Origin of the sequence: Paratractidigestivibacter sp. (assembly GCF_963660155.1) — a bacterium.
GTDB lineage: Bacteria > Actinomycetota > Coriobacteriia > Coriobacteriales > Atopobiaceae > Paratractidigestivibacter.
Genome location: NZ_CAVKWG010000042.1, coordinates 25,911 through 52,860, shown reverse-complemented (window position 1 = coordinate 52,860; position 26,950 = coordinate 25,911). Strand labels below are relative to the sequence as shown.

Genomic DNA, 26,950 nt, shown 5'->3' with positions numbered 1-26,950 from the left:
GCCGTCGACGTCGAAAAACGCGGCCTTGATCATGTTGCCTCCCCCGAACAGGCGCTTCTTGCGCCCTCGATTCTAAACGTTTGCGCCCTGCGCCGTTAGGCGACGCCCCTGATGCGCAAAAAAGCCCGCAGGTACAGATACCTGCGGGCCGCGATTCTTGCCACTTGCACAAAGAGTTGCACCAAGCGCTATGCCAGGGCCTCCACGACCTTGTCGCCCATCTCGGCGGTGCCGAGGATGTGGTCGGCCGGGGTGCTGGCGTCGGCGATGTCGCGGGTGCGCCAGCCGTCGTTGAGCACGCGCTCCACGGCGTCCTCGATCCGGCCGGCCTCCTCGACCATGTCGAGCGCGTAGGTCAGAAGCATGCCCGCGGAGAGGATCTGCGCGAGCGGGTTGGCGATGCCCTGGCCCGCGATGTCGGGGGCGGAGCCGGCGCTCGGCTCAAAGAGGCTCACGCCGTCGCCGAGGGAGGCGGACGCCAGCATGCCGAGCGAGCCCGTGATCTGGGCGGCCTCGTCGGAGAGGATGTCGCCGAACATGTTCTCGGTCACCACGACGTCGAAGTCTGCCGGGCGGTTGATGAGCTGCATGGCGGTGTTGTCGACGAGAAGGTCCTCGAGCTCCACGTCGGCGTACTCCTCGTCGTGGACGCGGTGCACGACCTCGCGCCACATGCGGGAGGTCTCCAGGACGTTTCTCTTGTCGACGCTCGTCACCTTGTTCTTGCGCTTGCGGGCGGCCTCGAAGGCCTGGCGGGCGATGCGCTCGACCTCGTACTCGCGGTACTCCAGGGTGTCGTAGGCGCGCTGGCCGGGGGCACCGTTGGCGCCGGCGCCCTCCTCGTCGTAGAAGCGCTCGCGACGGCCGAAGTACAGGCCGCCCGTGAGCTCGCGCACGAGGACCATGTCCACGCCCTTGATGACCTCGGGGCGCAGGGTGGAGGCGCCGGCCAGGGCGTCGTAGATCTTGACGGGGCGCAGGTTGGTGTAGAGGCCAAGAGCCTTGCGGATGCCCAGAAGGCCCTGCTCCGGACGCGGGGCGTTCGGGTCGGTGGAGTCCCACTTGGGGCCGCCGACGCTGGCGAGAAGCACGGCGTCGCTGCTGAGGGCCGCGTCCAGGGTCTCCTGCGGCAGCGGGTTGCCGCACGCGTCGATGGCGGCGCCGCCGATCAGGTGGTCCTCGAAGACGAACTCGACATCGGCCTTGGCGCCCACGGCAGCCAGGACCTTCTTGCCCTCGGCGATGATCTCCGGGCCGATGCCGTCGCCCGGCAGGCTGCAGATGCGATAGGTCTTGGAAGCCATGGTTACTCGCCCTTCTTCTCGGAAAGCACGCGCTTGGTGCGCTCCACCAGGCCGCCGTTGTTAATAATCTCCTGGATGAACGGCGGGAACGGCTGCGCATGGAACTCGGCGCCGGTGGTCTCGTCGGTGATGGTGCCGGTGTCGGCGTCGATGCTCACGACGTCGCCCTCGGAGATGGCGTCGACGGCCTCGGGGCACTCCAGGATGGGCAGGCCCATGTTGATGGAGTTGCGGTAGAAGATGCGCGCGAAGCTCTTGGCAACGACGCAGGAGACGCCGGCGGCCTTGATGGCCACGGGGGCGTGCTCGCGGGAGGAGCCGCAGCCGAAGTTCTCGTCCGCGACGATGATGTCGCCGGACTTGACGCGGCTGGTGAAGGTGGTGTCCAGGTCCTCGAGGCAGTGCTTGGCGAGCTCTGCGGGGTCGGAGGTGTTGAGGTAGCGGGCCGGGATGATGACGTCGGTGTCGATGTCGCGGCCGTAGCGGAAGACGGTTCCCTTGAACTGCACGGCGTTTCCTTTCGTTGGCGCGGTTTCGGGCCAGATGTTCTTATTGTAGCGAAGCGGGGGCCGTCCGCGCGGCGAGGGCGGCTCTTGATGCGACACGCTTTCATCTTCCCGAGTTCGGAAGGCTTCCGAACTCGCAGGCGCTTCTCAGCGCGGCAGCAGCAAGTCGTTTACCTGCGGTTATATAATCTTAAACCGAAGTTCGGAAGGCTTCCGAAGTTTGGAAGCCTTCCGAACTCCAAAGGGGCAAGAGGGGCGGGAAGCGCTGCGGGGAGCGACTAGCGTTCGAAGGGGTTCTCGGTGGGGTACGGCAGGCTCGCGGGCTGGTTGTACGCGATGTCATCGATGCCTAGGTAGCGCAGCACATCGAAGAGCGTCTTGCCGGCGTGGCTGAAGGCGACGGCGCCGTGGTGCGGGTAGCGCTTCTGGATGAGGACGTGGCGATAGAAGCGACCCATCTCCGGAATGGCGAAGACGCCGATGCCACCGAAGGAGCGGGTGGCCACGGGCAGGATCTGGCCCTCGGCCACGTAGCTGCGAAGGTTGCCCTCGGAGTCGCACTGCAGGCGGTAGAAGGTCACGTCGGAGGCGGCGATGTCGCCCTCGAGGGTGCCGCGGGTGAAGTCGGGGTCGGAGCCCTCGGGCTCAAGCAGGCGGTGCTGGATCAGCTGGTACTTCACGGCGCGGTCGGCGCACATCTTGCAGCTGGGGGTGTTGCCGCAGTGGAAGCCCATGAAGGTGTCGGTGAGGCTGTAGTCGAAGTTGCCCTTGATGTCCTCGTCGTAGATGTAGCGGGGCACGGAGTTGTTGATGTCCAGCAGGGTCACGGTGTCGTCCGTGGCGCACATGCCGATGTACTCGGAAAGCGCGCCGTAGATGTCGACCTCGCAGGCCACGGGGATGCCGCGGCTGACCAAGCGGGAGTTGACGTAGCAGGGCTCGAAGCCGAACTCGGACGGGAAGGCCGGCCAGCACTTGTCGGCAAACGCGACGTACTTGCGGGCGCCCTTGTGGGCCTCTGCCCAGTCAAGAAGGGTGAGCTCGAACTGCGCCATGCGCTCGAGGAGGTCGGGGTAGTAGTGGCCCTCCCCCATCTCGGAGGCCATGTCGGCGCAGACGTCGGCGATTCTGGGGTCGCCCTCGTGCTCGCGATAGGAGACGAGAAGGTCGAGCTCGGAGTTCTCCTCGACCTCGACGCCCAGCTCGTAGAGGCCCTTGATCGGGGCGTTGCAGGCGAAGAAGTCCTGCGGGCGCGGGCCGAAGGTGATGATCTTGAGGTTCTTGACGCCGATGACGGCGCGGGCCACGGGCACGAAGTCGTCCATCATCTTGGCGATGTCGGTGGCGGTACCCACGGGATAGCTCGGGATATGCGCGTTCACATGGCGCATGCCCAGGTTGTAGCTGCAGTTGAGCATGCCGCAGTAGGCGTCGCCGCGGCCGTTGATCATGTCGCCATCGCCCTCGGCAGCGGCCACGTACATCACGGGGCCCTCGAAGCGCTGGGCGATGAGGGTCTCGGGGGTCTCCGGGCCGAAGTTGCCGAGGAAGACCGTGAGGGCGTTGACGCCTGCGGCCTCGGCCTCGGCGAGAGCGGCCAGCATGTCGGCCTCGGACTCCACGGCCTGCTTGATCTCCACGACGGGCAGGCCGGCGCGCTCGCACTCGGCCACGATGGCCTCGCGGCGGCTCACGGCGAGCTTGATCGGGAAGCAGTCGCGCGAGACCGCGATGATGCCCAGCTTGACGTTCGGGATGTTGCTCGATTTCAATGCCATGTTCTTTCCTCTCCTGCTACCTGCAAAAGGGACTGTCCCTTTTGCAGGTGATTTGCCATTTACATGCTGATGTTGACGCCGGTCAGGCGGACGGGGGCGCCAGAGGTGGCCTCGGCGCTCTCGGGGTGTGCGAGCAGCCATTTGTTGGATGCCCAGAGCAAGTCCGAATCGCCGGCGGCGGCGGGGAGCTCCGGCGCGTTGAGGTTCGTGCCGGCAGGAAGCGCCACGAGAACCTTGAAGCCGTCGTCTTCCGCGTTGCAGGGCGCGTAGTGAAGCGTGGTGGCATAGACCTCCACGAGCACGCCGGCGGGCACGCGGAAGGCCTTGACGCAGGTGGTGTCGAGCTTGCCGTCAACGATGTCGGACTGCTTGGCCAGAAGGAGCACGAAGTCGCGAGACCCCAGGTTGAACTCGCTCGTGCGGTGGTACTCCAGGCAGTTGAGTTTGAGGTTGTGGCCATTGCACCAGCCGAACTCGACCGGCAGGCCGCCGAAGAGCGCGGGAGCGAGCTTAGTCGCGGCCTCGAGGCCCTGGATCGCAGGGTCCTCGGGCACGTAGTCGGTGGCCTCGGGCAGGGGCGTGGCGGCCTCGAGCGCATCGGCGATGGCGCCGATAAGGCTCGCGTCCACGTTGGACCAGACGGCGCCGTACTCAGCGAACGCCGGGTCGCTCACAGGAAGAATCTCGGTCATTCTTTATGCTCCAATCTGCGCAAAGCAAGGCTTAAGGGCGGGATACATCTGGCGCCACGCCTGGTAGCGGGCCTCGTAAGCGACAACAACGGCCGGATCGGGCGCAACCGTGGCGCGCACGCTGATCACGGCGTCGCAGGCAGCGGCAACGTCCGGATAGACGCCCGCGGCCACCGCGGCGAGAAGCGCGCCGCCGTAGCCCGGGCCCTGCTCGGTGGTGGGCAGGCGAAGCTCGATGCCCAGGACGTTGACAAGCATCTGCAGCCAAAGCGGGCTCTTGGCGCCGCCGCCGCAGACAGTGGAGGCCGCCACGTCCACGCCGAGCGAGCGGGCGATCTCCACGGAGTCGCGGATGGCGAAGGCCACGCCCTCGAGCACGGCGCGCGTGAAGTCCGCGCGCGTGGTGGACATGCTCATGCCCACGAAGGCGCCGCGGGCCAGCGTGTCGTTATGCGGGGTGCGCTCACCCATGAGGTAGGGCAAAAAGTACGGGAGGTCGAGGCTCGCGTCCGCGGCGTCGATGCCCGCCTGCTCGCCGGCGAAGTCGTCGGTGCCCAGGACGTCGCCCATCCACCAGGCGTTGCAGCTCGCGGCCGAGAGGATGCAGCCCATGAGATGCCAGTTGCCGTCGGCATGGCAGAAGGAGTGGATGCGGTCGCCCACCGGCGAGAAGCCCGCCGTGGGGATGAAGACGGTGCCGGAGGTGCCCAGGCTCACGTTCATGGAGCCGGCGCCCACGCAGCCCGTGCCCACGGCGGCCGCGGCGTTGTCGCCCGCGCCGGCGCAGACCACGACGCCCTCGGGCAGGCCGAGCTCGGAGGCCACCTCGGGCAGCAGCGTGCCGATCTTCTCGTAGCTCTCGAAGACGTGGGGCAGCTGCTCGGCGGTGAGGCCGCAGAGCTCAAGCATGGGCGCTGACCAGCTGCGCGTTGCCACGTCGAGCAGCAGCATGCCGGAGGCATCGGAGACGTCGGTGGCGTAGGCGCCGGTGAGGAGATGGTTCAGATAGTCCTTCGGCAGCATCACATGGGCGATGCGCGCGTAGTTGTCGGGCTCCTCGTCGCGCATCCACATGATCTTGGGCGCGGTGAAGCCGGCATAGGCGATGTTGCCCGTCCACTCCAGGAGCTTCGCGGTACCAACCTCCTCGTTGAGGTAGCGGACCTGCTCGACCGTGCGGCCGTCGTTCCAGAGGATGGCGGGGCGGATGACCTCGTCGTCGGCATCGAGCGCCACGAGGCCGTGCATCTGGCCGCCGCAGCCGATGCCCGCGACCTGCGAGGCGTCGCGTCCCTCGAGCAGCGCCGGGATGCCGCGGCGAACGGCCTCCCACCAGTCGGCCGGGTTCTGCTGGCTCCAGCCGGGACGCGGGTACTCGACGTCATAGCTCTCGCTGACGACGTTGGCGATGACGCCATCCTCGTCCATAAGCAGAAATTTGCACGCAGAGGTGCCCAAGTCAATACCAATGAAGTACATGGCCTCTCCTTAGCTTTCGCGGCGCCCGCGGTGTGCCCCTCGGAGTCGCCGCGCAATGTTCTATAAAGCCGTTTTATAAAAGCATTTGCTAGAATACTACCAGAAGAGTCATCGGCCGTGAACGACCTATTTCCGCGATTATTTGCGGCCAGCCCCGAGCCCCGAGGAAGACCCCATGCCCGCAAAGGACACCAGCGCAATAACCAAGAGCACGCCCGCCACGTCTGTCATCTTCCGCTGCCTCTACGACGCGCGCCGAGCCATGACCAAGCAAGAGGTCGCCGACGCGTGCGGGCTCAGCCTCCCCACCGTCTATCAGGGCTTCGCCACCCTCGATGAGCAGGGGCTCATCGAGGTCGGCGGCGATCGCAGCTCCACCGGCGGCCGGCGCGCGCAGACCTTCGCCGTAGCGAGCGAGGGCTCGGCGGCCGTAGGCATCTCGCTCACCGGCCACAGCGCGCGCTGCATCGCGTGCGACCTCTACGGCGAGAGAATCGCCGGCCTCTACATCAAGCAGCCGCTGCCCGGCGAGCGCACGGCCGAGAGCCTCACCGCGGCCATCGAGGACATCGCAGGCGCCATGGAGGTCGAGCTCAAGCAGAGGAAGATCCGCCCCATCGGCATCGGCATCGCCGTCCCGTCGGCCCTCGACCCGCAGATGGGCAAGCTCCTCAACACCTCGGTTCTCAGGCTCGGGGACGCGGAGCTCTATGCCCACGACCTCACGCGTCGCCTCGCCTTCCCCGCCGGCGTCTTCAACGACGCCAACTGCGGCGGGTTCAGCCAGGTCTTCCCCAACTCCGAGGACACGAGCCTCGCCTACCTCTCGCTCGAGCGCGGCGTCGGCGGCGCGCTGATCATCAACGGCAAGCCGTTCGAGGGCCCTCGCGGCACGAGCGGCGAGTTCGGCCACATCTGCATCGTCCCCGGCGGCAAGAAGTGCGCCTGCGGGCAAAACGGCTGCTTAGAGGCCTATTGCTCGAGCAACGTGCTCTCCGAGGAACAGGGCATGACACTCGACGAGTTCTTCGCGGACGCGGAGCGCGGCGTCGAGCCCGCCAAGTCCGTGCTCGACGAGTACATCGGCCACCTGGCCCGCGGCATCCAGGCCATCCACACCACCCTCGGCTGCGACGTCTGCCTAGGCGGCGAGCTCTCGGGCTACCTCGTACCTTTCTTCGGCGAGATCCAGGCAGCGGTCGAGGCCATCAACCCCTTCCCCGACGGCGAGCCCTGCGCCGTCCACGCGCGCCACCCGTTCCACGGCGTGCCCATCGGCGCCGCCCAGCTCATGATCCAGCGCTTCATCGAGAGCGTGTAGGGGCAAAGTCGCGCCGCCGACATCGGGCTGATATGTGTACATAGATCTAAACAACAGACCGGAAATCGATGATTATTAGCCCATTTATTATTTTCTTGTACACTAACGCGCCGGCTAGCAGCGCCCAGCTGAGCCGAGGACAAGGACGTCGCCCCAGATTATTCGCGACGAAATAACGCTGCCGACGCGGGTACGTCGGCAGCGTTATTGATGCGATGACGAACAGCGATTCTACGACTCGACGATTGCGACGCCCCAGGCGCCGAGCTTCAGCGCCTCGCCGACCGCGACGCTCGCCTCGCCGAGCAGCTCATGGCCGCCCTTCTCGCAAACCGCGCTCTGCTCAGACGCCGAGAAGTTGAGATAGTACGTCACGTCCTTGCCCGCGGCGTTCTTGCCGTGCTTGGTCACGACCGGGAACGCGTTCGGGCCGCACTCGACGCCGGACGCCTCGAGCACGTGGGCCACGAGCTCGTGCATCTTCTCGCCCGTGGGCAGCGTGCCGAAGTAGAAGCCCTTACCCCCACCGAAGTCGTTCTCGGTCACGGCAGCGTACTCGCTCCACGCCGGGTTATCGTAACTCATGAGGACCTTCGCGCCCTTGGGCTCGACAAGCTCCATGAACCACTTGCAGCTCGACTCCATCTGGGGCTCGACATAGCTGAACTCCTGGTAAGTGGCTCCGAGGCACTCGCAAATAACGTGCGGCTGCGCGTCGTGATACACCTTGACGTCCTCGTTGCAGAAACCGGTCTTGAAGGTGGCGAGCAGATGACCGCCCTCGCGCACGTAGTCGTTCAGGGCCACGAGCTGCGCCTCGGGCACGCAGAAGTCGCACGGCACGACGACAAGGTCGTAGTCACCGAAGTTCATGCTCGAAGGGTTGAGGATGTCGACCTCGCAGTTCTGACGATAGAACTCGTCATAGAACGCGCGGAAAACGTCGTTGTACACCACGGAGCCGGGCGCGAAGCCGTGGGTGTCGAGCGGGAACCGGTCCATGGCGGTGAGCGACTCGTTGCTCACGAGGAACGCCACGCGGTTCTTCTTGGCAAGGCCGACGACGCTGCCGCCGATGCGCTTGAGCTCGGCGCCAATCTGGGACGCCTCTCGATAACAGGCATTCGGCTGCAGGTCGTGAGAGAGTATGCCCTTCCAAAACGTCTCGAAGCTGTTGTGGATGGAGTGCCAGTGCCAGTACTCGACGCAGTCGGCGCCGCTCGCATAGTGCGCATAGGCCTGCAGGCGAAGCTGCCCCGGGTACGGGGTCCAACCGGGATTGCCCTGGGCCTCGGTCTCGAGCACGAGGTAGTTCTCGCCGCCCTTGAGACTACGGGAGATGTCGCCGCTGAAGGAGATTTCAGCGCCGGTGAGCGCGGATTGCGTAGGGTGGTAGATGTCCACGCCCGCGACGTCGAGGCACGCGGAGGCCTGGAAGTGGTCGACGTCACGCTGCACGCCGAAGGAATAACCACGCCACTCGTAGTCGAAGTTGTGCGTAACAAACTGGTCGTTGCGCGCATACTCGCGCACGATGGCCGCCTGCCAGGCCAGATACTCCGTGACCATGCCGCGGCGGAACTTCTCGAACTCCCCCGCCACGCTCGCGTTGATGGTGTTGCGCACGTCGGGGAAGTCGGCCCAGTCGCTGACGCGGTTGGACCAGTAATCCAGGCCGAACTCCTGGTTCATGGCCTCGATGTCGCCATCGAAGCGCTGCTTGAGGTACTCGACAAAGGCGGCCTGCACGTTCGGACCGAGGGCGTCGTAATGCTTGGTCTCGTTATCGACCTGAAAGCCGATGACGCAGTCATAGCCCTGCACGGCCTCCATGAGCTTGCGAATCACGCGCTCGGCGTGGAGGCGGTAGTGCTCGTTGGAGATGTCCATGATCTGGCGCGGGCCGTAGTGGCCGGGCCCGTTGTGGGTCTCGGCGAGGACATCGGGGTACTTGCGAACAAGCCAAGAAGGAACGGCGTAGGTCGGCGTGCCGACGATGACCTTGAGGCCGTGGGCCGTCGCCGCGTCGAGCACGCGCGTGACGTGGGAGAAGTCGAAGACGCCATCGGAGGGCTCCTCGGTCGCCCAGGTGGATTCGGCGATGCGGATAAGGTTCATGCCCGCGTCGCAAATCATCTGCATGTCCTTCTCGAGGCGCTCCTCTGGCATGTACTCGTCGTAATAGGCGACGCCGAAAAGCGGCTCATTGGTGATGCTCATATCGGGTCCTTTCGGAAGTTTCGTGAACATGATAGGGGGCGCGGCCGCCGCGAGGGGAACGCGGCCGCCGCCGGAAAGGGGTTCGCGGCTACTCGACGCTCTTAATCTTGAGGATGAAGACACAGGCGAGAAGTGCGGCGACGACGGAAGTGGCGAACACGGAGCCGTAGCCACCGGTAACGGAAACGAGCAGAGAGGCGGCGATAGGGCCGACCATCTGGCCGAGCGTCGTGGCCATGTTGAGGATACCGAGGTCCTTGCCGGCAGCCTCGGGATCAGGCAGAACGTCGACGTTCAGGGCCTGGTCGACGGCGCTGTACACGCCGTAGCCGAACCCGCCGACGGCAACGTAGAGCACCATGGAGAACGGGGTGTGGATGAACCACGGGAGCGCGGTGCCGATGGCGAGGAGCACGGAAGCGATGACCACAGGCGGCTTGCGGCGACCAATCATGTCGGAGATGCGGCCGGCGGACAGCGACGAGATAAGCGAGGCAACCATGAGCACAATCGACATGACAGAGATGGTGGCCGCGGACTCCTCGGCGCTCTGGCCCATATAGTCCTGCAGGATGTAGAGCTGGTAGACGCTGATCATCTGGTAAGCGAAGAGGATGAGCGTGCGGCCGGCGAACGCCAGATAGAAGTCGGGCGCGTTCTTGGGCGGGCGGAAGGAGACGAGCAGCTCGGAGAGGCCGCCCTCGAGCTTAGGCATATCCTTGGAGGAAGCCTCCTTGGGCCAGACGAGCACGGCGACGAGGCCGGAGATACCCATGAGGACGCCGGAGAGCACGAAGCCCGGAACCATAACGGTGATGAAATACGCGCCGATGAGGGTGCCGAGCGAGTTGCCCATGAGGTTGCCGGCGGCGATGAAGCCCGAGACGGTGCCACGCATGTCATCGGGCACGCGGTCGGCAAGGGCAGCCATGATGGGGGCGATCATGGCGTTGAGTCCCACCATGGCAAGCGAGTACATGACGCCGATGAGAACCACATTGGGGACGACGCCCATGAGAAACATGGAGACGCCGGCCAGCACACCGCCGCCGACGATCCACGGGCTGCGACGACCGAAGATGGAGCGCGTGCGGTCGGAGAGGTTGCCGACCACGAGGTTGGAGGCGAGCGAGACGAACGCGGTGACGGCGTTGAGAACGCCTGTCGCAGCGACCTTGGTGGCCGGGTCAATATCGGTCAGGCGCTGCGGGAGCAGGACGACCGACACGATGCACAGGCCGACCATCCAAAGCAACGAGAACAGGAAGTACGAGGCTCCGAAGCGAATTTTCTGAGAGGACGTTGTGGTCTTTGCGGACTTTTCACCTGCAGAAACGTTCGAGTTCGTAGCCGTGGTTTCGTTCGATGACATACATGGGCTCCCTTCGTGAATGCTATGGCTCTACGTGGGACGGGCTGCCGGCAAGCTCGTCTTTGTACGTATTTATCTTATATCTGTAAGTTAGTAGTTAGAATAGACGGGGCACCGTCAGCGGCACCGTTCATGACGACGAGCGGTAGATTTTGGAGTCTGATATCTTATAAACAGCTGATAAACGCCGAGGAGGAGCCGTGGCCGCTAGCAAGCAGAGCAATGCGAGAGGAGCCGCCCGCGGGCAGCGAACGCGCATGAAGCCCGAGGAGCGTCGCGAGATGATCGCGCGCGAGGGCGCCTCGCTCGTCGCGCGCTATGGCATGTACGGCTTCTCGATGAACGCGCTGGCGGACGCCGTTGGTCTCACCGTACCTGGCCTCACCCACTACGTGAAGGACCGCGAGGAACTCTGCACGCTCATCATCGAGACCTGTTACGACAAACCGACCGACGCAGGTTTCATCTCCAGCGTCCTACTCGAGAACGCCCAGATCGAGGGCACGGACGAGTTCTCGCTCCCCCGCTACCTGCTCAACATGATTGAGGAGAACGGCGAGCGCGTCGAGATGTACCGCCTCTTCATGGAGCTGCAGATCGAGGCGCACGACGAGGACCACCCCGCCCATGGCTACTTCCGCGAACGCCATGCGGAAATCTTGCAGAGCATGCTCGATCAGCCCTGGCGCCTGCCGGAGCGCTATCAGGGCGACCGGGAGCTGCTCATCCATCTCATCAAGACATGCTTCATGGCCATGGACGGCGCGCAGCTCCACTCCCTCACCAGCCCAGACGAGTCCCTGAGCGACTTCTGGGCGCACGCCGAGGCGATTCTCTTCCCGTCGCCCGAGTGGGATGGATACCGATAGGAAAAACCACGCGCTCGCATATAGCCGGCGATCGCCTATGCGGCGCAAGCGGCCGGGCTCGCCAAGGTAGACCGCGGAGTTCGGGTTGCCCATCGGCGCCGCCCAGCTCATGATCCAGCGCTTCATCGAGAGCGTGTAGGCGGCGCCTGCGGTTTGGGGACCGTCCCCCAACCGCAGGCCCATCAAACCCTGCAGTTGGGGTCAAAATCGCGGCCGAAAATGACCCTAAATGCAGGGTTTGACAAATGTCTGTTTCGGGACCACTCCTTTTTGGCACGCTGGGGTACGCTGTTGTCCGTTGATTTCGTACCGAGTCGCGGCGGGGCGCCCCCGCAACGCGCCGGCGATGTCTAGGAGAGGAATATGACAAAGCAGCTGGTTATGGGTAACCAGGCCTTTGCCTACGCCGCGCTTCAGGCGGGCGTTCGCGTGGTGGCCGGCTACCCGGGCACGCCCTCGACGGAGCTCGTCGAGACGGTGGCCAAACTCAAGAAGCAGGGCGTGGCCCACGGCGTCCACGTCGAGTGGTCCACCAACGAGAAGGCCGCCCTCGAGGTGCTGGCAGGCGCCTCCTACGCAGGCGCGCGATGCCTCTTTACCTGCAAGCAGGTGGGCTTGAACGTTGCCTCCGACCCGCTCATGAGCCTGAACTACGTGGGCATCAAGGGCGGCCTCGTCCTCTTTGTGACGGACGACCCCGGCCCCATCTCGTCCCAGACCGAGCAGGACACGCGTCGCTTTGCCGCCTTCGCAAAGATCCCGGTCCTCGACCCCGAGAACCTCGAGCAGGGCTACGCCATGATGCAGGAGGCCTTCGAGATCTCCGAGCGCTACCACACCCCCGTCATCGTGCGCCCCACCACCCGCGTCTGCCACGCCTCCACCTACATCGACGTGCCCGAGAGCACCGAGGCGCGCCCGGCCGGAACCTTCGAGAAGGACCCCAAGTGGGTCATCTTCCCGCGCCGCTCCTTCCAGGCCCACGGCGAGGTGAACGAGCGCCTGCCGAGAATCGCCGACGAGTTCTCCGACGGCGAGCGTGGCGGCACCTTCAACCCCATCGAGGACCACGGCGAGAATCCGCGCCTGGGCATCATGGCCGGCGGCGTCTCTGCCGCCTACGCCCGCGAGGCGCTTGCCATCATCGAGCGCCGCGCGAAGGCCGCGGGCGCCAAGGTACCCGCCTACCGCTTCATGCAAGTGGGCCTTCCCTACCCGTTCCCGAAGGCAGCGGCCGAGCGCTTTGCCGACGGCCTTGAGCAGGTCGTCGTTGCCGAGGAGCTCGACTTCGTGCTCGAGGACGAGATGCTTCGCCTCGCCGGCCGCACCCACGCCGCGTGGGCAGTGCGCGGCAAGCTCGACGACACCATGCCCGGCCGCGGCGAGAACACCGTGGACGCCTTCGTGGTCCGTCTCGCCAAGTTCCTGGGCGTGGACGAGAAGGCCATGGCCGTCGCAGGCACCGACCGACCCGAGCCGCCCGCGCTTCCCGTGCGCCCGCCCGTGCTCTGCCCCGGCTGCCCGCACCGCGGCAGCTTCTATGCCGTCAAGCAGGCGCTGAAGAAGCTCGGCTGCACCGACGCCGTCCTCTCCGGCGACATCGGTTGCTACACGCTGGGCAACGCCGCCCCGCTCGACGCCGTGGACACGTGCCTGTGCATGGGCGCGGGCATCACCATGGCGCAGGGCCTGGGCATCGCCGAGCCCGAGCGCAAGCAGATCGCCTTCGTGGGCGACTCGACGTTTTTTGCCAGCGCCATGACCGGCATCGCCAACGCCGTGTACAACGGCCACGACATCACCGTCTTTGTGCTGGACAACGCCATCACCGCCATGACCGGCGGCCAGCCCCACCCGGGCACGGGCCTGCGCCTCTCCGGCGAGCGCTCGCAGCCCATCAGCATCGAGGCCGTGCTTCGCGCCCTGGGCGTGACCTGCATCGAACACGCGCACTCCTTCGACCTGGGCGAGACCGTCGAGGCCGCGAGCCGCGCCATCGCGCACGAGGGCCCCTCGGCCGTCATCTGCGAGGGCCTGTGCGTCAGCCTCTCCAAGCCCAAGCCGGCGCTGCACGTCGACAACGACCTCTGCCGCGGCTGCAAGCGCTGCATCACGCAGATCGGCTGCCCGGCCATCGGCTGGGACGCCGAGGGCAGGCGCGCCTTTGTGAACCCGGCGCTGTGCAACGGCTGCGGCCTGTGCACGCAGGTCTGCGGCTTCGGCGCCATCGTGCGCCCGGACGACGCCGCGAGCGGCGACGGCGCCGCAACCGCCGCGCCCACCGAAGCCACGAAGGGAGGCGAGGCCTCATGCTGAACATCATGATCACCGGCGTGGGCGGCCAGGGAACCGTCCTTGCCGCCAAGCTCCTGGCCCAGGCCGCCGAGGCCCGCAACTGGCGCGTGCGCACCGCCGAGACTATCGGCATGGCGCAGCGCGGCGGCTCCGTTGTCTCCCACGTGCGCCTGGGCAACGACGGCGAGAAGCGCATCGACTCGCCGCTCATCGCCCACGGCGAGGCCGACCTCATCATCGCCTTCGAGCCCGCCGAGGCCGTGCGCGTCCTGCCGTACCTGCGCGAGGGCGGTTGCGTGGTCACGGCCACAAGCGCCGTTCAGCCCGTGACGGCCGCGCTCTCCAAGGAGCCCTACACCGCCGGCCCCGTTCTGGACTACCTGGCCCAGGCCGTCCCCGGCACCGTGCTCGTGGACGACCGTGCCCTTATCGAGAAGATCGGCTCCCCGAAGGCGCTGAACGTGGCGCTTCTCGCCTGCGCGCTCGCCTGCGCCAACGTCGGCATCTCCGTGGACGAGCTTCGCGAGGCCGTCGTTGCCGCCGTGCGCCCGCAGTTCCACGAGCTCAACCTGCGCGCCGTCGACGCCGCTCTGGCGTCGCTCGGCCGCTAGCCGCCCGCACCTCTCCCCCGCACCTCTCGCCTATCGCAAAGGATCTCTTTCATGCCCGCCATGACGCCCGAGCAGCTGCAGCTCATAACCGACCAGTTCAAGACCCTCAAGGACCGCTCGCCCTTCTACGCAAAGAAGTTCGACGGCATCGACATCGCTAGCATCACCTCCCAGGAGGAGTTCGAGCAGCTGCCGTTCTCCGAGAAGGCCGACCTGCGCGAGGCCTACCCCCTGGGGATTCAGGCCGTGCCCGACGAGGAGGTCGTGCGCATCCACAGCTCCTCGGGCACCACGGGTACGCCCGTGATCATTCCCTACACCGCGCAGGACGTGAGCGACTGGGCCGACATGTTCGCCCGCTGCTACAGGACCGCCGGCATCACCGAGACCGACCGCATCCAGATCACGCCGGGCTACGGCCTGTGGACGGCCGGCATCGGCTTCCAGCTGGGCTGCGAGCGCCTGGGCGCCATGGCCATCCCCATGGGCCCCGGCAACACCGACAAGCAGCTCAAGATGATGCAGGACCTGGGCAGCACCGTCATCACCGCCACCTCGAGCTACGCGCTGCTGCTGGCCGAGGAGATCAGCAAGCGCGGCCTGCGCGACAAGATCAAGCTCAAGCGCGGCGTCATCGGCTCCGAGCGCTGGGGCGACAAGATGCGCCGCCGCATCCAGGACGAGATGGGCATCGAGATCTTCGACATCTACGGCCTGACAGAGATCTATGGCCCGGGCATCGGCATCTCCTGCAGCGAGCACCACGGCATGCACGTGTGGGCCGACTACGTGTACTGCGAGATCGTGGACCCTAAGACCGGCGAGGCACTGCCCGACGGCGAGGTCGGCGAGCTCGTGCTCACCACGCTGCGCAAGCAGGGCGCGCCGCTCATCCGCTACCGCACGCACGACCTCACGCGCATCATCCCCGAGCCCTGCCCGTGCGGCCTCAACCACCCGCGCATCGACACGCTGACGGGCCGCACCGACGACATGATCAAGGTCAAGGGCTGCAACATGTTCCCGGCGCAGATCGAGGAGGTCCTCAGGTTCGTGGACGGCGCGAGCTCCGAGTACCAGGTCATGATCGAGGCCGTGAACGGCCGCGACGTGCTCGAGCTGCTCTTTGAGTGCGAGTACGAGGGAGAGGCGCGCGAGGCCTGCGAGCGCGAGGTGGCCGCGGTCTTCAAGGCCAAGATCGGCTGCACGCCCAAGGCCACTGCCGTCCCCATGGGCGAGCTGCCGCGCTCCGAGAAGAAGACCCGCCGCATCTTCGACAGCCGCTACTAGGCCGTTCGCGGGCGGTGCCGCACGCCGCACACAACAAACCCTGCAGTTGGGGTCAAAATCGATGCCGAAATTGACCCTAACTGCAGGGTTTTCTTTGTAGCGGCGCGGAAGTCATAATCGCTTCAGCCAAAAAACTAGGCGGAGACGCTTTCCGCGGCTCCGCCTTACAAAACCAAAGGTTTTTTTATCTGTCCTAATTATCGGGCCTCAGAACCATTTGTCAATCAAGTCCGCCAAAAACAGCAAGGGCGCCCGCGCCGAGTTATCAATGCCGGCGATACCCGTGACCTTGTCAATCTTTGCTCTGAGCTCGTGCATATCCCTCGCCGCCCTTCTCTTTCCAGCTCCATCGGGCACCATTCGAGCATGGAGGTAAAGCAGTGTGGCTATCTGCTGAACTTGGGCAGACCGCATTCTCGACGTCCTTACCCTGTGGGAGAATCCGGCCTCGGATAGCGCGCGCTGGACTTCTGAGTCGGTCTCGACAGTCGCGTCCATTCTCGCGAAGCCGTTAAGCACATCGGAGGAGTGCGCGCATGCGTTGCGCACCGACTGCGCCTGCCTGAGCATGTAATGCTCGCCGACCATGGCGCGATCGCCCCATCGCTCTGCGCAAAAGAGATACAGATCCCTGAAGCCACCGAACGAGAACAGCTCCAATAGCACCCATACCGGGATTGTTGCAGGGTCGGAGCCGTATTTCGCCACGAGTTCGCCGCAGTAGGCATCCTTCGCAAGGGCAGCAACCTCGCCTTTACGGCGATTCTTCTCCTTGTGGTTCAAAGACTCGAAGTAGTCCAACGAGAGCGAGTAACCATCCTCATCCTCCCGCTCGGTCACGATGCGCATGAGCTTCGTCCTCGCAGCGTGCTCAACGTCGAGCGTCAACTGCAGCAGCGCGTACCTCATGTCGCGATCAAGAGCGGCCAGCCGACGGAGATACTCAAAATCCAGCCTTAACGTACTGACCGTCGCGCGCACCGCCGACGCGGCGCTCGAACAGCGCGCGGAAAGCAGTCAACTTGAAGAAGTAAGTATGCTCGGCAAGATAGCTCCTTGCCTCTTCCTTAGAGCACAGCTCGAACGCGACGCCTCGGCGCTCAAGGTCTTCCACCTGCTCTTCGAGGGTGAGCAGAGGCTTCGCGCATATCGAAGGGCCAACGGCAGCCTCGGTCATCGGAGCTCCTTGGTTGGTGATAAGTGGTCGCTGATTATAGCGTGATGAGCAGCTCCCGCCCCTCTCGGCATTCTGACAAACGCGACCATAGATATTCCCCGAAGGTTGCGCTCGTGCCAGTGCTGGCACGAGCGTCAGAAGCACTTTGCCGTTCGCGGGCGGTGCCGCGCGCCGCACACAACAAACCCTGCAATTGGAGTCAAAATCGATGCCGAAATTGACCCTAACTGCAGGGTTTTCTTTGTAGCGGCGCAAACGCGGGCAACAACCGCGCCCGTAATGCCTAGAGCTTCGTCACCTCGACGGCCTCGTAGACGTCGTTCCACTTGTCCATGGGCAAGTGGCCCGTCTTGGGATCCATGGCGTTCAGGGTTCCGCACGTGTTGCCCAGGCGCAAAACCTCGGCAGGCTCGGCGGCGGCGGCGATGCCGTGCGCGAAGCCTGCGATGGTCGAGTCGCCCGACCCCGTGGCGTTCACGCACTCGATGCGCGGCGCCTTCGCGCGGTACACCTCGTCGCCGACAAACGCGACGGACCCCGCGTCCCCCATCGAGACGACCACCCAGACCACACCGTCGAAGCGCCCGTCTTCGTCAATAGCGGCCTTGAGGGCCTCGATGTCGTCTGGGTCGAATGTGCGGCCGAGCAGCGCGCCGAGCTCGCTCAGGTTGGGCTTTACCAGGTACGGCTTCTCCTTAGCCGCCAGCGCGGCGTCGAGCGACGCGCCCGAGGTGTCGAGCAGCACCTTGGCCCCGGCCTCCGAGGCGATCTGCGCGAGCCTGGCGTAGCAGCCCGCATCGACCCCGCGCGGCAGGCTGCCGGACATCGTTACGACGTCGGCCTTCTCCGCAAGCTCGCGGAACTTCTCGACGAACCCCTCGAGCTCATCAGCGCCCACCTCGGGGCCCGACTCCAAAAACTCGGTCTGGTTGCCCTCGTGGAGCACCGCGATGCACACGCGGCTCTCGCCCGCGATGCGCGCGAAGTCGTGCTTAACCCCGTCCTCGTCCATACGGTCGGCGAGAAACTCGCCCATCTTGCCGCCGAGAAGACCCGTCGCCATAACGTCGTCGCCCAGCTGCCCGAGCACGCGCGTGACGTTCAGGCCTTTGCCGCCGGCGGTCTTTATCGGCGCAACACGGTTGACGTCGTCGATGACGAGCGGCCCGTCCAGGTGGTAGGCCGTGTCGATCGATGGGTTCATGGTCACGGTCAGAATCATCTTCGCTCCCTAGAAAGAAGGCCCCCTGCCCCGCCATGCTGGGACAAGGGGCCGACGCGCCGATTAGTCGTGGTAGTAGCCCTGGTCCCACTTCTCGATGATCTCGTCGAAGAAGTGAGGGTCGGCCTGCGCCTCGGCATCGGCCTTGTTGACCGCGTCGATCTTCGCGACGAGCGCGTCGTGCTCGGGCGTGGCCTCGTAGCTCTCCTTGAGGAAGGCGAGCATGATGTCGGCCATGAGGAACTCACCGGTGATCTTGCCGCCGAAGCCGACGACGTTGGCGTTCAGGCAACGGCGGGCGTAAAGGGCGCTCGTCATGTCGCGGACGAGGGCGCAGCGGGCGCCGGGGACCTTGTTCACGGAGTTGGTGATGCCGATGCCGGTGCCGCAAAGAATAACGCCCAGGTCAGCCTTGCCGGAAGCCACAGCCTCGCCGACGGCCTTGCCAAAGATCGGGTAGTGCGTGCGGGTGTGGCTATAAGTGCCGACGTCGAGGACCTCGTAGCCGGCTTCCTCCAGGCGGTCGTGCAGGTAGGTCTTCTCGTCGGTGACGATGTGGTCGCAGCCAAGCGCGATGATCATGGTCTGTCTCCTTTGGATGGTGTGTTCAAATTCGATGTGAGGGTCCCGTTAGGCCATCTTGTCGAGCATGTCGACGCGGACCTGGTGGCGGCCGGCGGCGTAGTCGGCGGCGAGAAACTCGCGGGCGATCTTCTTGGCGACCTCGGGACCGACGACGTTCGGGCCCATGCAGACGATGCGGGAGTTGTTGTGCTCGCGGGTCATGTAGGCGCTGCGCTCGTCGGAGATGTTGGCGCAGACCATGCCCTTGACGCGGGTGCAGACCATGTAGCTGCCCACGCCGAAACCGTCGAAGCAGAAGCCGAGCGAGCCCTCGTTGGCCTTCACATCCTGGGCGACGGCGAGCGCGGAGTCGACGAAGTCGGCGGCGGGCTCTTCGGAGAGGTCCACGACCTCGTGGCCGTCCTCGACAAGCGTCTCCTTGATGATGTTCTTGAGGGACATGCCCTCGGCGTCGGAACCGATAACAACTCTCATGTTTCCTCCTTTTGGGCAAGACGGTCCCTAGGTCACGTCGCCGAGCCTCATTTGACAAGGCTGCGCCAAGGGCGGGGTCTGCCGCGTTTGTTATTCACTTGGTTGCGGGTTTTATGATGCGTAGTTCAAAAGACGTGCTATGAACCCTCGCGCGGCGCCGGGCACACCGCTCGCTGGTAACGAAGGGATTATGCGGGCCGGATCACCCGCGTGAACTCACCGATGGCCGCCGCCTGCTCGGGCGTGATCGCGCCGTCGCAGACCAAGGCATCGATGTCGGAGAGCTTATAGAACGAATAGAAGTCGCGGACGGCGATTTTGCTTGCATCAGCGACCACGTAGCGAGAATCGGCCTGGTCGAAGGCGGCTTTCTGGAAATGCCCCTCCTCCATGTTGGAGGTGTATACGTCGTTTCCGACGATACCGTTGACGCCGACGAACGCAGTATCGATGCCGACCTGGGCAATCGCGGACTCAGCCATAGGACCGACGAAGGCGCCGGTCCGCTCACGGAAATTGCCACCGGTAAGAAAGAGCTCGCAGCCGGCGCGCCCACAGAGCAGGTTGAAGACGTTGATGGAATTGGTGATAACGCGCAGCTCGCCGGACGGCAGGTAAGAAACCATCTGCTCAACGGTGGTGCCGGTGCCGAGGAAGATGGTCGAGCCCTCTTCCACGAGGCCCGCGGCAAGGCAGGCCGCCTCGGCTTTCTCGGCGGCGTTCTTGTCGCGCTTCTCGGTATGGGTGTACTCGCGGCGAAGCATGGAGTGCACGGGCGAGTTGCAGCGACGGGCACCGCCATGGACGCGCTCGATGTCGCCGGAGGAGCTCAGCTCCTCGAGGTCGCGGCGGATCGTCATCTCCGAGACGTCGAGGGCCTCGGAGATCTCCTTGACGGAAACGGTTCCCCGAGCATCGAGAAGGGCGCGGATCTGCTCGTGCCGCTCTGCTTTGATCATGAGTGCCGCTCCCTTCGTCGCGTCGTTGTTTGTCTCCTACATTTGAACACTTTCGAACAGTTGCGAACGCGAGAATCGAAAATTCTTTGCAAATAACCGCTCACGGGCTGTTTGATACCGTTCGTAGTTGTTCGTTTTGTTTATCGATGTTCTTTATTGTTTGAGATGTATCGTAGTTACAGCAACACGCTCGGCAGCGGATGCCCGGACGCCGGCGAGCACACGCGATCCATCGAACAAGAGAAAGGTGACTCATATGGCCACCAAAGAAGAAATCTCGATGATCGGCTTCGAGATCGTCGCTTACGCGGGCGACGCCATGACCGACCTGCTCCACGGCCTCGACGCTGCCCGCGAGGGCGACTTCGACAAGGCCGAGGAGCTGCGCAAGAGCGCCTACGACTCCTTGATCGAGGCGCACAACATCCAGACCAACATCCTCTCCAAGGAGTGCGGCGGCAACGAGATGGACGTGACCTTCATCATGATCCACGCCCAGGACACCCTCATGACCACCATGATGCTCGAGAAGCAGTTCAAGTTCATCGTCGACCAGTACAAGCGCATCGCCGAGCTCGAGGCAAAGAACGCCTAAGCCTGCCGCGCCACATCCCGGCCAAAGACAGCGCGCCCCGCATAACCAAGTGTGCGGGGCGCGCTTCTATTTGTGAATTCTCTAACATGGCCCTTGAACTGGTATTTTTAGTTGTAATAAGAACGCATGTTTTGTAGAATATGACTTGAAGGACACCCTTGGCCGGTGGTATAAATTAACCAGGTCCTCCCGAAAGGGTCGGCCTCCAAGAGCCGGGGTCTTACCCCCGGCATTTTTTATGATTGGAGGCCGCGCATGCGAGAGCTATCCGTCTTCATCGATGAATCGGGCGATCTCGGAGAGGTTTCCGAATACTACCTGGTATCTCTCGTCCTGCACGACCAATCCGTTGACATTTCCAAGCGTGTAGGTCGCTACGTCGATTCTCTCAACAGGCGAGACCTGCCCGATATACCGATGCATGCCGGTCCGCTTCTCAACGGCAACGACAGCTATAGGCACCTCGACAAGGAGACTCGACGCCACATGCTCAGCACTTTCAGGGCGTTTGTGCAGCACCTCCCATTCGACTACCTTTGCTTCTCGTACAGAAAATCCCAGTTCGGAAATAACAGCGACAGGCTGGCGGCGGCCATGAAGCGCGACGTCACTTACGCGCTGTTCGAGAAGCTCGAATCCCTTCAGGTGTTCGATCGGGTCAAGATGTACTACGACAACGGCCAGGGAATTGTCACCGAGGTTATCCACGACGCCTTCGAGTATGTGTTGGCCAAGGAAGCAATTTTTTATAGAGACGCTAAGCCTGCCGACTACCGATTGCTGCAGGTCGTCGATTACGTCTGCACAATCGAGTTGACGGCCATCAAGTTCGAAACCGGCAAAAACACTGCTACTGATTCTCTCTTCTTTGGTACGCGCAGGGATTTCAAGAAGGGGTTTCTTGCACACCTGCGCAAGCACCGGTTGGGCTAGGCACCCATAGCTCTCTTAACGCAGCGGCATACCGATGCTCGCGCGCTCGATGAGAGTGGGCTGCACCAGGATGCGACGAGGATCGGTGTCGGCGAGCAAAGCCTCTTCAAGTGCACGGGCGCCCAGTTCAGCATGGTTGAAGCGGATGGACGAGAGCTGAGCGTTCGGCACGACACCCTCGAGCGAGTCGTCGAAGCCGATAACGCTCACGTCCACGGGGATTTGCTTCCCGGCGTCTCGCAGCGCCTGCATGGCGCCGAGGGCCATGTGGTCGTTGCCGGCGAGAACGGCCGTGCAATTCGCGTCCTGAGCCAAACGCGCACCAGCCTCGTAGCCGGAGTCCGCCCCCCAATCGCCGCGCTCCGGCTCAACAACGCGCAGGCCAGTTACCTGAAGCGCTTCTCGCCAGCCGGACTCGCGGTTGCGGCTGGCGAGCGACTCGTCGGGGCCCGCGATAAAGCGAATCTCTCGGTGACCAAGCTCTATCAGACGCTCGACCGCCACCTTGGAAGCACCTGTCTGGTCGTCGGAGACCGTCGTGCACGCAGCGTGCTCAAACGGCGTTACGATCACGGTCTTGAGGCCCGTAGGCGGACGGTACGTCTCAAAATCCTCGACCATCTGACCCAAGTTGAAAATCATGGCGTCGACCGCGAGCGTCGACATGCGGCGTGACGCCTCTCCCAAGGTAAGCTGCTCGCCTTCCCTGCCCGTGAGCAGCGTAATGGCGTAATCGTTATCGGCGGCAGCAGAGGTGATGCCGCGAAGGACACTCATCTCGCCACCCTTGAGCTCAAAGAACACGAGGCCGACGGTCTTGTAGCTGCCGAGCTTGAGAGAACGGGCGGCATAATTCGTCCTGAAGCCCAGACGGCTCATCGCCGCCTCTACCGCCTCGCGTGTCGAGGTTCGCACCGTACCGGGCTCATTGACCACGCGAGAAACGGTCTTCAGCGAGACACCCGCCTCGCGCGCGACATCGACCATCGAGGGACCGCTCGTGTTCTTTCTTGTCATTCGAAACCTTTCGCACAATCTCGAACAAAACCGCTCACGCTAAGAATCTAACCGTTCACCGCATTAGCTCGATTTTACGACCTCGGTGCAGCAAGAAATGTCTTACGTTGTCATCAAGCCAAATGACAACGTTGTCATTCTCAAATCCACACAGGATTGAGAGGTCAGCAAGGGGCAACCGGGCTGCCCCGAGCGAACCGGCGCCACCGGGCAGGCGCCGGAGCACCAGGCGCGTAAACGCCCTATCCAATAAGCATCCAACGCAAAGGAGCGCTATGGACGCAATCATCAAGATGCTCGAGAAGCATCAGCCCCTTTTCGAGAAAATCGGAAAGAACCCCTTCCTGCAGGCAATTAAGGACGGCTTCCTCGGCTGCATGCCGATTGTCCTCACCTCGTCGATCTTCCTGCTCATCGCGACGCTTCCCGGCGTCGTCGGCATCACCTTGCCCCAGGAGATCATCGACTGGTGCAACAAGCTCTACAACTTCACCATGGGCGTCATGGGCATCATGTGCGCTGGCACCACCGCCAAGAACTTCACGGCTTCCATGAACCGCAGGATGCCGGACGGCAAGGTGCTGAACGACTCCTCCACCATGATCGCCGCCCAGTGCAGCATGCTGCTGCTCGCCGTCACGCAGCTCTCTGTCACCGTCGACGGCTCCGAGCTCTCCGTCATGGACTGCACGAGCATGGGCACCCGCGGACTGTACTCCGCCTTCATCGCGGCGTTCATCACCGTCGGCGTGTACATGTTCTGCGTGAAGCGTGACCTCACCATCCAGCTGCCCAAGGAGGTCCCCGGCGCCATTGCCCAGAACTTCCGCGACATCATCCCGTTCGGCGGCGCCGTCATCATCTGCGCCCTCATCGACGCGGCCGTTCGCGCCCTCTCCGGCGTGCCCTTCTCTGAGATTCTGATCAAGCTCCTCTCGCCGCTCTTCGCCGCGGCCGAGACCTACCCCGGCCTGATCATCATCCAGTTCTTCACCGCGTTCTTCTGGTTCATCGGCATCCACGGCCCCTCGATCGTCCAGCCTGGCATCGACCCGATCCGTCTTGCCAACCAGGCCGAGAACCTGCAGGTGCTCCTGGCCGGCGGCCACCCTGCGCACTCTCTGTGCTTCAACCTCAGCCTCGTCGGCGAGTTCGGCGGCACCGGCGCCACCTTCATCGTGCCCCTTCTGCTCATCCTCTTCATGAAGTCCAAGCAGCTCAAGGCCGTGGGCAAGGCCTCCATCGTGCCCGTCGCCTTCGCTGTGAACGAGCCGTTGCTCTTCGGCGCCCCGATGGTCCTCAACCCCTACATGTTCATCCCCTTCACCGTTACCGGCTGCGTCAACGTCTGCCTGGCCAAGTTCTTCATCGACGTCGTGGGCATGAACGGCTTCAGCTTCGTCGTGCCTTGGGCAACCCCCGGCCCCATCGGCATCTTCATCTCGACGAACTTCCAGCTGATCTCGCTGGTGTTCATCGTGCTGCTGCTGGTCATCGATGCAGTCATCTACCTGCCGTTCCTTAAGGCATACGACAAGATGCTCTGCGACCAGGAGGCCGAGCGCGCCGGCGAGGTCGCCGTCGAGGCCGCCGTGGCCGAGGCTCCCGCCGCCGCCATCGCCGAGACCAGCACCGAGCCCGTCGCTGCTCCCGAGGCTGCCGCCCCCTCCGCCGCAGGCAAGTCCGTCGACGGCCTGAAGGTCCTCGTGCTCTGCGCCGGCGCCGGCACCTCCGCGCTTCTCGCCAACGCCATCAAGGAGGGCGCCGCAAAGACCGGTGAGAACATCGCCTCCTCCGCCGGCGCCTACGGCCAGCACACCGCGATCATGGACCAGTACGACGTGATCGTCCTCGCCCCGCAGGTCCGCACCTATTACGACGACATCAAGGTGGACACCGACCGCCTCGGCATCAAGCTCCTCTCGCCGCGCGGCCAGGAGTACATCGCCCTCACCCGCGATCCCGAGGGCGCCGTCAAGTGGCTCCGCGAGAACGTCTCCAAGTAAGCACCACCCTTCTTTCCTTGTGCTCCCCGGGCCGTCCCCCTGGCCCGGGGAGGCCTTCGCAAAGCAAAGCCCGGATGCCGGCGACTCGGCACCCGGGCCCACTAGAAAGGAACCAATATGACCAGGCAGTTCCCCGAGGGATTCGTCTACGGCGGCGCCACAGCGGCCTACCAGGTTGAGGGTGAGACCCGTACCCACGGCAAAGGTAAGGTGCCCTGGGACGACTTCCTCGCCGCCCAGGGACGCTTCTCCCCCGACCCCGCATCCGACTTCTACAACAGCTACCCCGTCGATCTCGAGCTCTGCGAGCGCTTCGGCGTGAACGGAATCCGCGTTTCCATCGCCTGGACGCGAATCTTCCCTGCCGGCACGGGCGAACTCAACCCTGAGGGCGTGGCGTATTACCACGAGCTCTTCGCCGAGTGCGAGCGCCGCCACGTGACCCCTTACGTGACGCTCGATCACTTCGATACGCCCGAGGCGTTCTACGAGAATGGCGGCGAGGGTTTCCTCACCCGCTCGACCATCGACGCCTTTGAGGCCTACGCCAAGTTCTGCTTCGGCGAGTTCACCGAGGTCAAGCACTGGTTCACCTTCAACGAGATCCCCGCGACGGCCGAGGGTATGTACATCGTGGGCAACTGGCCGCACGGCGAGAAGTATCGTCTGGACAAGGCCTTCCAGGTCATGCACAACATGATGGTCGCACACGCCCGCGCCGCCGTCGCTTTCCACGAGGGCGGCTACGAGGGCGAGATCGGCATCGTGCAGAACCTTGAGCCCAAGTACCCGCTCGATCCGAACTCGGCAGAGGACGCCGAGGCCGCACGCATGGCCGACGTAATCAACAACCGCTGGGTGCTCGACGCCACATTCCGCGGACACTACGCGGCCGATACCTGGGAAGCCGCGAGCAAGCTCGCGCAGATCGCCGGCGGTGAGCTCGATGTGACCGATCAGGACATCGCCGACCTGACCGCCGCTCTCCCTTACTGCGACTGCTTGGGCGTCAACACCTACAAGTGCCAGTTCCTGCGCGCCGCCGAGGGCGAGAACGACATCCACCACAACGGCACGGGCGACAAGGGATCGAGCCGTTGGTTCCTCAAGGGCGTGGGCGAGTCCAGCGTGCGTGAGGGTATCCCCACGACTGACTGGGACTGGATCATCTACCCCGAGGGCCTCTACGACCTGCTGTGCCGCATCAAGAACGACTACCCCAACTACAAGAAGATCTACGTGACCGAGAACGGCATGGGGTACAAGGATGATTTCGTCGGCGGCTTCATCGACGACGCGCCGCGCATCGACTATCTGCGCCAGCACCTCACGTGGATTCACCACGCCATCGAGGGCGGCGTGAACGTAGAAGGCTACTTCGTTTGGTCGCTGCAGGACCAGTTCAGCTGGACCAACGGATACAACAAGCGCTACGGCCTGTTCTACGTGGACTTCGAAACCCAGAAGCGCTACCCCAAGGCCAGCGCCTACTGGTTCAAAAACCTGGCCGAGACCGGGCGCCTCGAAGACTAAGGGCTAAAGCTCGATTTGACAACATTTGCTTACCCCCTTCCCGCTGAGAGCGACGGCCCTCAGCGGGTTTTTTGAAAGGAGCAGATATGATCAAAACGCTTCGCTACATGCGCCATGGCCAAACCGTTTTCAACGAGCGCGGCATCTGGCAGGGCCGCGCCGATTCGCCGCTGAGTGCTATGGGCATTGCCCAGGCACGAGCAACGCGGGCATACTTTGCCGGGCTCCCGACGCCGATCGACCACGTGTATTGCTCGCCGCTTGGGCGTGTGATCCAAACGTTGGAGGAGGCGCTGCCTGAAATCGGTAAGAATTACGTCGTGGACCCGAAGCTTATAGAGATGAGCTTCGGCGAGGTTGACGGAACCCCGATTGCTGGCGAGGCGACCGACTACGAACGGTACGACTTTTCGCAAATCGGCGGCGAGCGAGAAGAAACAGCTGGCGAGCGCACATGCCGGGCACTCGAGCGGATTATGAACCGGACCGGCAACGTCAACGTCCTTGCCGTGGGGCACGGCGGGACGGGCCGCTACTTTTACAAGCGCTGGCGCGAGCTGTCGCAGGTGGCATTCGATGAGGCGTTGCCCAACTGCTCGGTGGCCACGTACACCTACGACACGAATACGCGCACCTTTAGCTGCATCGACATCTGGATTCCCAAGGTTTAGCGCGAGGCGTGGCACAATTTGGCCACGCTTTCTAGGGAGGG

At 64.0% G+C, this 26,950-nt stretch carries 24 protein-coding genes; 10 read left to right on the top strand and 14 right to left on the bottom strand.

Annotation, left to right across the window (positions count from 1 at the left end; translation table 11 throughout):
• Window positions 1-188: 188 nt before the first annotated feature.
• From leuB to xylB, 5 genes are all read right to left on the bottom strand, one after another.
• Window positions 189-1,304, bottom strand: coding sequence for a 3-isopropylmalate dehydrogenase (gene leuB / locus U5709_RS08240; protein ID WP_321973178.1), 1,116 nt, complete (start codon window positions 1,302-1,304; stop codon window positions 189-191).
• Window positions 1,305-1,306: 2 nt separating this feature from the next.
• A complete protein-coding gene (leuD, locus tag U5709_RS08235) occupies window positions 1,307-1,813 on the bottom strand; it encodes a 3-isopropylmalate dehydratase small subunit (RefSeq protein ID WP_321973177.1) in 507 nt (168 codons plus the stop codon).
• Window positions 1,814-2,088: 275 nt separating this feature from the next.
• Window positions 2,089-3,588 carry a fucose isomerase gene (locus tag U5709_RS08230; RefSeq protein WP_321971618.1) on the bottom strand — a complete coding sequence of 500 codons (1,500 nt, stop codon included), beginning with the start codon at window positions 3,586-3,588 and terminating at the stop codon, window positions 2,089-2,091.
• Window positions 3,589-3,647: 59 nt separating this feature from the next.
• Window positions 3,648-4,280 (bottom strand): DUF4867 family protein, encoded by a 633-nt coding sequence (locus U5709_RS08225; RefSeq protein WP_321973176.1) that lies wholly within the window; start codon window positions 4,278-4,280, stop codon window positions 3,648-3,650.
• A 3-nt stretch (window positions 4,281-4,283) separates the two neighbouring features.
• A complete protein-coding gene (gene xylB / locus U5709_RS08220; RefSeq protein WP_321973175.1) occupies window positions 4,284-5,759 on the bottom strand; it encodes a xylulokinase in 1,476 nt (491 codons plus the stop codon).
• Between the two features lie 175 nt (window positions 5,760-5,934).
• Between xylB and U5709_RS08215 the strand changes: the two genes are divergently transcribed.
• Complete coding sequence (locus U5709_RS08215) at window positions 5,935-7,080, top strand: ROK family transcriptional regulator (RefSeq protein WP_321971621.1); 1,146 nt, start codon at window positions 5,935-5,937, stop codon at window positions 7,078-7,080.
• 231 nt (window positions 7,081-7,311) lie between these two features.
• Here U5709_RS08215 and U5709_RS08210 read toward each other — a convergent pair whose 3' ends face one another.
• Window positions 7,312-9,300: an alpha-amylase family protein gene (locus tag U5709_RS08210; RefSeq protein ID WP_321971622.1), complete on the bottom strand. Its 1,989-nt coding sequence runs from the start codon at window positions 9,298-9,300 to the stop codon at window positions 7,312-7,314.
• A gap of 88 nt (window positions 9,301-9,388) precedes the next feature.
• A complete protein-coding gene (locus U5709_RS08205; RefSeq protein ID WP_321971623.1) occupies window positions 9,389-10,672 on the bottom strand; it encodes an MFS transporter in 1,284 nt (427 codons plus the stop codon).
• A 200-nt stretch (window positions 10,673-10,872) separates the two neighbouring features.
• Here U5709_RS08205 and U5709_RS08200 point away from each other — a divergent pair, with 200 nt between their 5' ends.
• From U5709_RS08200 to U5709_RS08185, 4 genes are all read left to right on the top strand, one after another.
• Window positions 10,873-11,541, top strand: coding sequence for a hypothetical protein (locus U5709_RS08200; RefSeq protein ID WP_321971624.1), 669 nt, complete (start codon window positions 10,873-10,875; stop codon window positions 11,539-11,541).
• 363 nt (window positions 11,542-11,904) lie between these two features.
• Window positions 11,905-13,857, top strand: coding sequence for a thiamine pyrophosphate-dependent enzyme (locus U5709_RS08195; protein ID WP_321973174.1), 1,953 nt, complete (start codon window positions 11,905-11,907; stop codon window positions 13,855-13,857).
• On the top strand, window positions 13,851-14,447 hold the full coding sequence (locus U5709_RS08190) for a 2-oxoacid:acceptor oxidoreductase family protein (RefSeq protein ID WP_321973173.1): 597 nt from the start codon (window positions 13,851-13,853) through the stop codon (window positions 14,445-14,447). The genes U5709_RS08195 and U5709_RS08190 overlap by 7 nt, the downstream gene beginning before the upstream one ends.
• A gap of 51 nt (window positions 14,448-14,498) precedes the next feature.
• Window positions 14,499-15,737 carry a phenylacetate--CoA ligase gene (locus U5709_RS08185; protein WP_321973172.1) on the top strand — a complete coding sequence of 413 codons (1,239 nt, stop codon included), beginning with the start codon at window positions 14,499-14,501 and terminating at the stop codon, window positions 15,735-15,737.
• Between the two features lie 207 nt (window positions 15,738-15,944).
• Here U5709_RS08185 and U5709_RS08180 read toward each other — a convergent pair whose 3' ends face one another.
• The 6 genes from U5709_RS08180 to U5709_RS08155 all read right to left on the bottom strand — a co-directional run bounded on the left by U5709_RS08180 (window position 15,945) and on the right by U5709_RS08155 (window position 20,154).
• Window positions 15,945-16,646, bottom strand: coding sequence for an Abi family protein (locus tag U5709_RS08180; RefSeq protein ID WP_321973171.1), 702 nt, complete (start codon window positions 16,644-16,646; stop codon window positions 15,945-15,947).
• Window positions 16,647-16,680: 34 nt separating this feature from the next.
• Window positions 16,681-16,914, bottom strand: a complete 234-nt coding sequence (locus tag U5709_RS08175; protein ID WP_321971629.1) for a hypothetical protein — start codon at window positions 16,912-16,914, stop codon at window positions 16,681-16,683.
• 283 nt (window positions 16,915-17,197) lie between these two features.
• Window positions 17,198-18,136: a hexose kinase gene (locus U5709_RS08170; protein ID WP_321973170.1), complete on the bottom strand. Its 939-nt coding sequence runs from the start codon at window positions 18,134-18,136 to the stop codon at window positions 17,198-17,200.
• A gap of 63 nt (window positions 18,137-18,199) precedes the next feature.
• The gene (gene lacB, locus U5709_RS08165) at window positions 18,200-18,718 is read right to left on the bottom strand and encodes a galactose-6-phosphate isomerase subunit LacB (protein WP_321971631.1); all 519 of its coding nucleotides are present in this window, start codon (window positions 18,716-18,718) and stop codon (window positions 18,200-18,202) included.
• 48 nt (window positions 18,719-18,766) lie between these two features.
• Window positions 18,767-19,195 carry a galactose-6-phosphate isomerase subunit LacA gene (gene lacA, locus U5709_RS08160; protein WP_321971632.1) on the bottom strand — a complete coding sequence of 143 codons (429 nt, stop codon included), beginning with the start codon at window positions 19,193-19,195 and terminating at the stop codon, window positions 18,767-18,769.
• Between the two features lie 188 nt (window positions 19,196-19,383).
• Window positions 19,384-20,154, bottom strand: coding sequence for a DeoR/GlpR family DNA-binding transcription regulator (locus U5709_RS08155; RefSeq protein ID WP_321971633.1), 771 nt, complete (start codon window positions 20,152-20,154; stop codon window positions 19,384-19,386).
• A gap of 256 nt (window positions 20,155-20,410) precedes the next feature.
• Here U5709_RS08155 and U5709_RS08150 point away from each other — a divergent pair, with 256 nt between their 5' ends.
• Both U5709_RS08150 and U5709_RS08145 read left to right on the top strand, forming a co-directional pair.
• Window positions 20,411-20,749, top strand: a complete 339-nt coding sequence (locus tag U5709_RS08150) for a PTS lactose/cellobiose transporter subunit IIA (protein ID WP_321971634.1) — start codon at window positions 20,411-20,413, stop codon at window positions 20,747-20,749.
• A gap of 255 nt (window positions 20,750-21,004) precedes the next feature.
• Window positions 21,005-21,682 (top strand): DUF3800 domain-containing protein, encoded by a 678-nt coding sequence (locus U5709_RS08145; protein WP_321971635.1) that lies wholly within the window; start codon window positions 21,005-21,007, stop codon window positions 21,680-21,682.
• Window positions 21,683-21,697: 15 nt separating this feature from the next.
• Here U5709_RS08145 and U5709_RS08140 read toward each other — a convergent pair whose 3' ends face one another.
• A complete protein-coding gene (locus tag U5709_RS08140; RefSeq protein WP_321971636.1) occupies window positions 21,698-22,699 on the bottom strand; it encodes a LacI family DNA-binding transcriptional regulator in 1,002 nt (333 codons plus the stop codon).
• 275 nt (window positions 22,700-22,974) lie between these two features.
• Here U5709_RS08140 and U5709_RS08135 point away from each other — a divergent pair, with 275 nt between their 5' ends.
• The 3 genes from U5709_RS08135 (at window position 22,975) to U5709_RS08125 (ending at window position 26,909) form a co-directional block, all read left to right on the top strand.
• Window positions 22,975-24,705 carry a PTS lactose transporter subunit IIBC gene (locus tag U5709_RS08135; protein WP_321971637.1) on the top strand — a complete coding sequence of 577 codons (1,731 nt, stop codon included), beginning with the start codon at window positions 22,975-22,977 and terminating at the stop codon, window positions 24,703-24,705.
• A gap of 117 nt (window positions 24,706-24,822) precedes the next feature.
• Window positions 24,823-26,238 (top strand): 6-phospho-beta-galactosidase, encoded by a 1,416-nt coding sequence (gene lacG / locus U5709_RS08130; protein WP_321971638.1) that lies wholly within the window; start codon window positions 24,823-24,825, stop codon window positions 26,236-26,238.
• An 86-nt stretch (window positions 26,239-26,324) separates the two neighbouring features.
• Window positions 26,325-26,909 (top strand): histidine phosphatase family protein, encoded by a 585-nt coding sequence (locus U5709_RS08125; RefSeq protein ID WP_321973169.1) that lies wholly within the window; start codon window positions 26,325-26,327, stop codon window positions 26,907-26,909.
• The last annotated feature ends 41 nt before the right edge of the window (window positions 26,910-26,950 follow it).

Bases quoted from the DNA above. Each gene is read 5' to 3' on its own strand.
- lacB (WP_321971631.1), bottom strand. From the start codon at position 18,718: ATGATCATCGCGCTTGGCTGCGACCACATCGTCACCGACGAGAAGACC.
- U5709_RS08145 (WP_321971635.1), top strand. From the start codon at position 21,005: ATGCGAGAGCTATCCGTCTTCATCGATGAATCGGGCGATCTCGGAGAG.
- U5709_RS08155 (WP_321971633.1), bottom strand. From the start codon at position 20,154: ATGATCAAAGCAGAGCGGCACGAGCAGATCCGCGCCCTTCTCGATGCT.
- U5709_RS08175 (WP_321971629.1), bottom strand. From the start codon at position 16,914: ATGACCGAGGCTGCCGTTGGCCCTTCGATATGCGCGAAGCCTCTGCTC.
- U5709_RS08180 (WP_321973171.1), bottom strand. From the start codon at position 16,646: ATGAGGTACGCGCTGCTGCAGTTGACGCTCGACGTTGAGCACGCTGCG.
- lacG (WP_321971638.1), top strand. From the start codon at position 24,823: ATGACCAGGCAGTTCCCCGAGGGATTCGTCTACGGCGGCGCCACAGCG.
- U5709_RS08135 (WP_321971637.1), top strand. From the start codon at position 22,975: ATGGACGCAATCATCAAGATGCTCGAGAAGCATCAGCCCCTTTTCGAG.
- leuB (WP_321973178.1), bottom strand. From the start codon at position 1,304: ATGGCTTCCAAGACCTATCGCATCTGCAGCCTGCCGGGCGACGGCATC.
- U5709_RS08195 (WP_321973174.1), top strand. From the start codon at position 11,905: ATGACAAAGCAGCTGGTTATGGGTAACCAGGCCTTTGCCTACGCCGCG.
- U5709_RS08185 (WP_321973172.1), top strand. From the start codon at position 14,499: ATGCCCGCCATGACGCCCGAGCAGCTGCAGCTCATAACCGACCAGTTC.
- U5709_RS08170 (WP_321973170.1), bottom strand. From the start codon at position 18,136: ATGATTCTGACCGTGACCATGAACCCATCGATCGACACGGCCTACCAC.
- U5709_RS08215 (WP_321971621.1), top strand. From the start codon at position 5,935: ATGCCCGCAAAGGACACCAGCGCAATAACCAAGAGCACGCCCGCCACG.
- U5709_RS08205 (WP_321971623.1), bottom strand. From the start codon at position 10,672: ATGTCATCGAACGAAACCACGGCTACGAACTCGAACGTTTCTGCAGGT.
- U5709_RS08225 (WP_321973176.1), bottom strand. From the start codon at position 4,280: ATGACCGAGATTCTTCCTGTGAGCGACCCGGCGTTCGCTGAGTACGGC.
- U5709_RS08125 (WP_321973169.1), top strand. From the start codon at position 26,325: ATGATCAAAACGCTTCGCTACATGCGCCATGGCCAAACCGTTTTCAAC.
- lacA (WP_321971632.1), bottom strand. From the start codon at position 19,195: ATGAGAGTTGTTATCGGTTCCGACGCCGAGGGCATGTCCCTCAAGAAC.
- U5709_RS08230 (WP_321971618.1), bottom strand. From the start codon at position 3,588: ATGGCATTGAAATCGAGCAACATCCCGAACGTCAAGCTGGGCATCATC.
- U5709_RS08140 (WP_321971636.1), bottom strand. From the start codon at position 22,699: ATGACAAGAAAGAACACGAGCGGTCCCTCGATGGTCGATGTCGCGCGC.
- U5709_RS08150 (WP_321971634.1), top strand. From the start codon at position 20,411: ATGGCCACCAAAGAAGAAATCTCGATGATCGGCTTCGAGATCGTCGCT.
- xylB (WP_321973175.1), bottom strand. From the start codon at position 5,759: ATGTACTTCATTGGTATTGACTTGGGCACCTCTGCGTGCAAATTTCTG.
- U5709_RS08190 (WP_321973173.1), top strand. From the start codon at position 13,851: ATGCTGAACATCATGATCACCGGCGTGGGCGGCCAGGGAACCGTCCTT.
- U5709_RS08210 (WP_321971622.1), bottom strand. From the start codon at position 9,300: ATGAGCATCACCAATGAGCCGCTTTTCGGCGTCGCCTATTACGACGAG.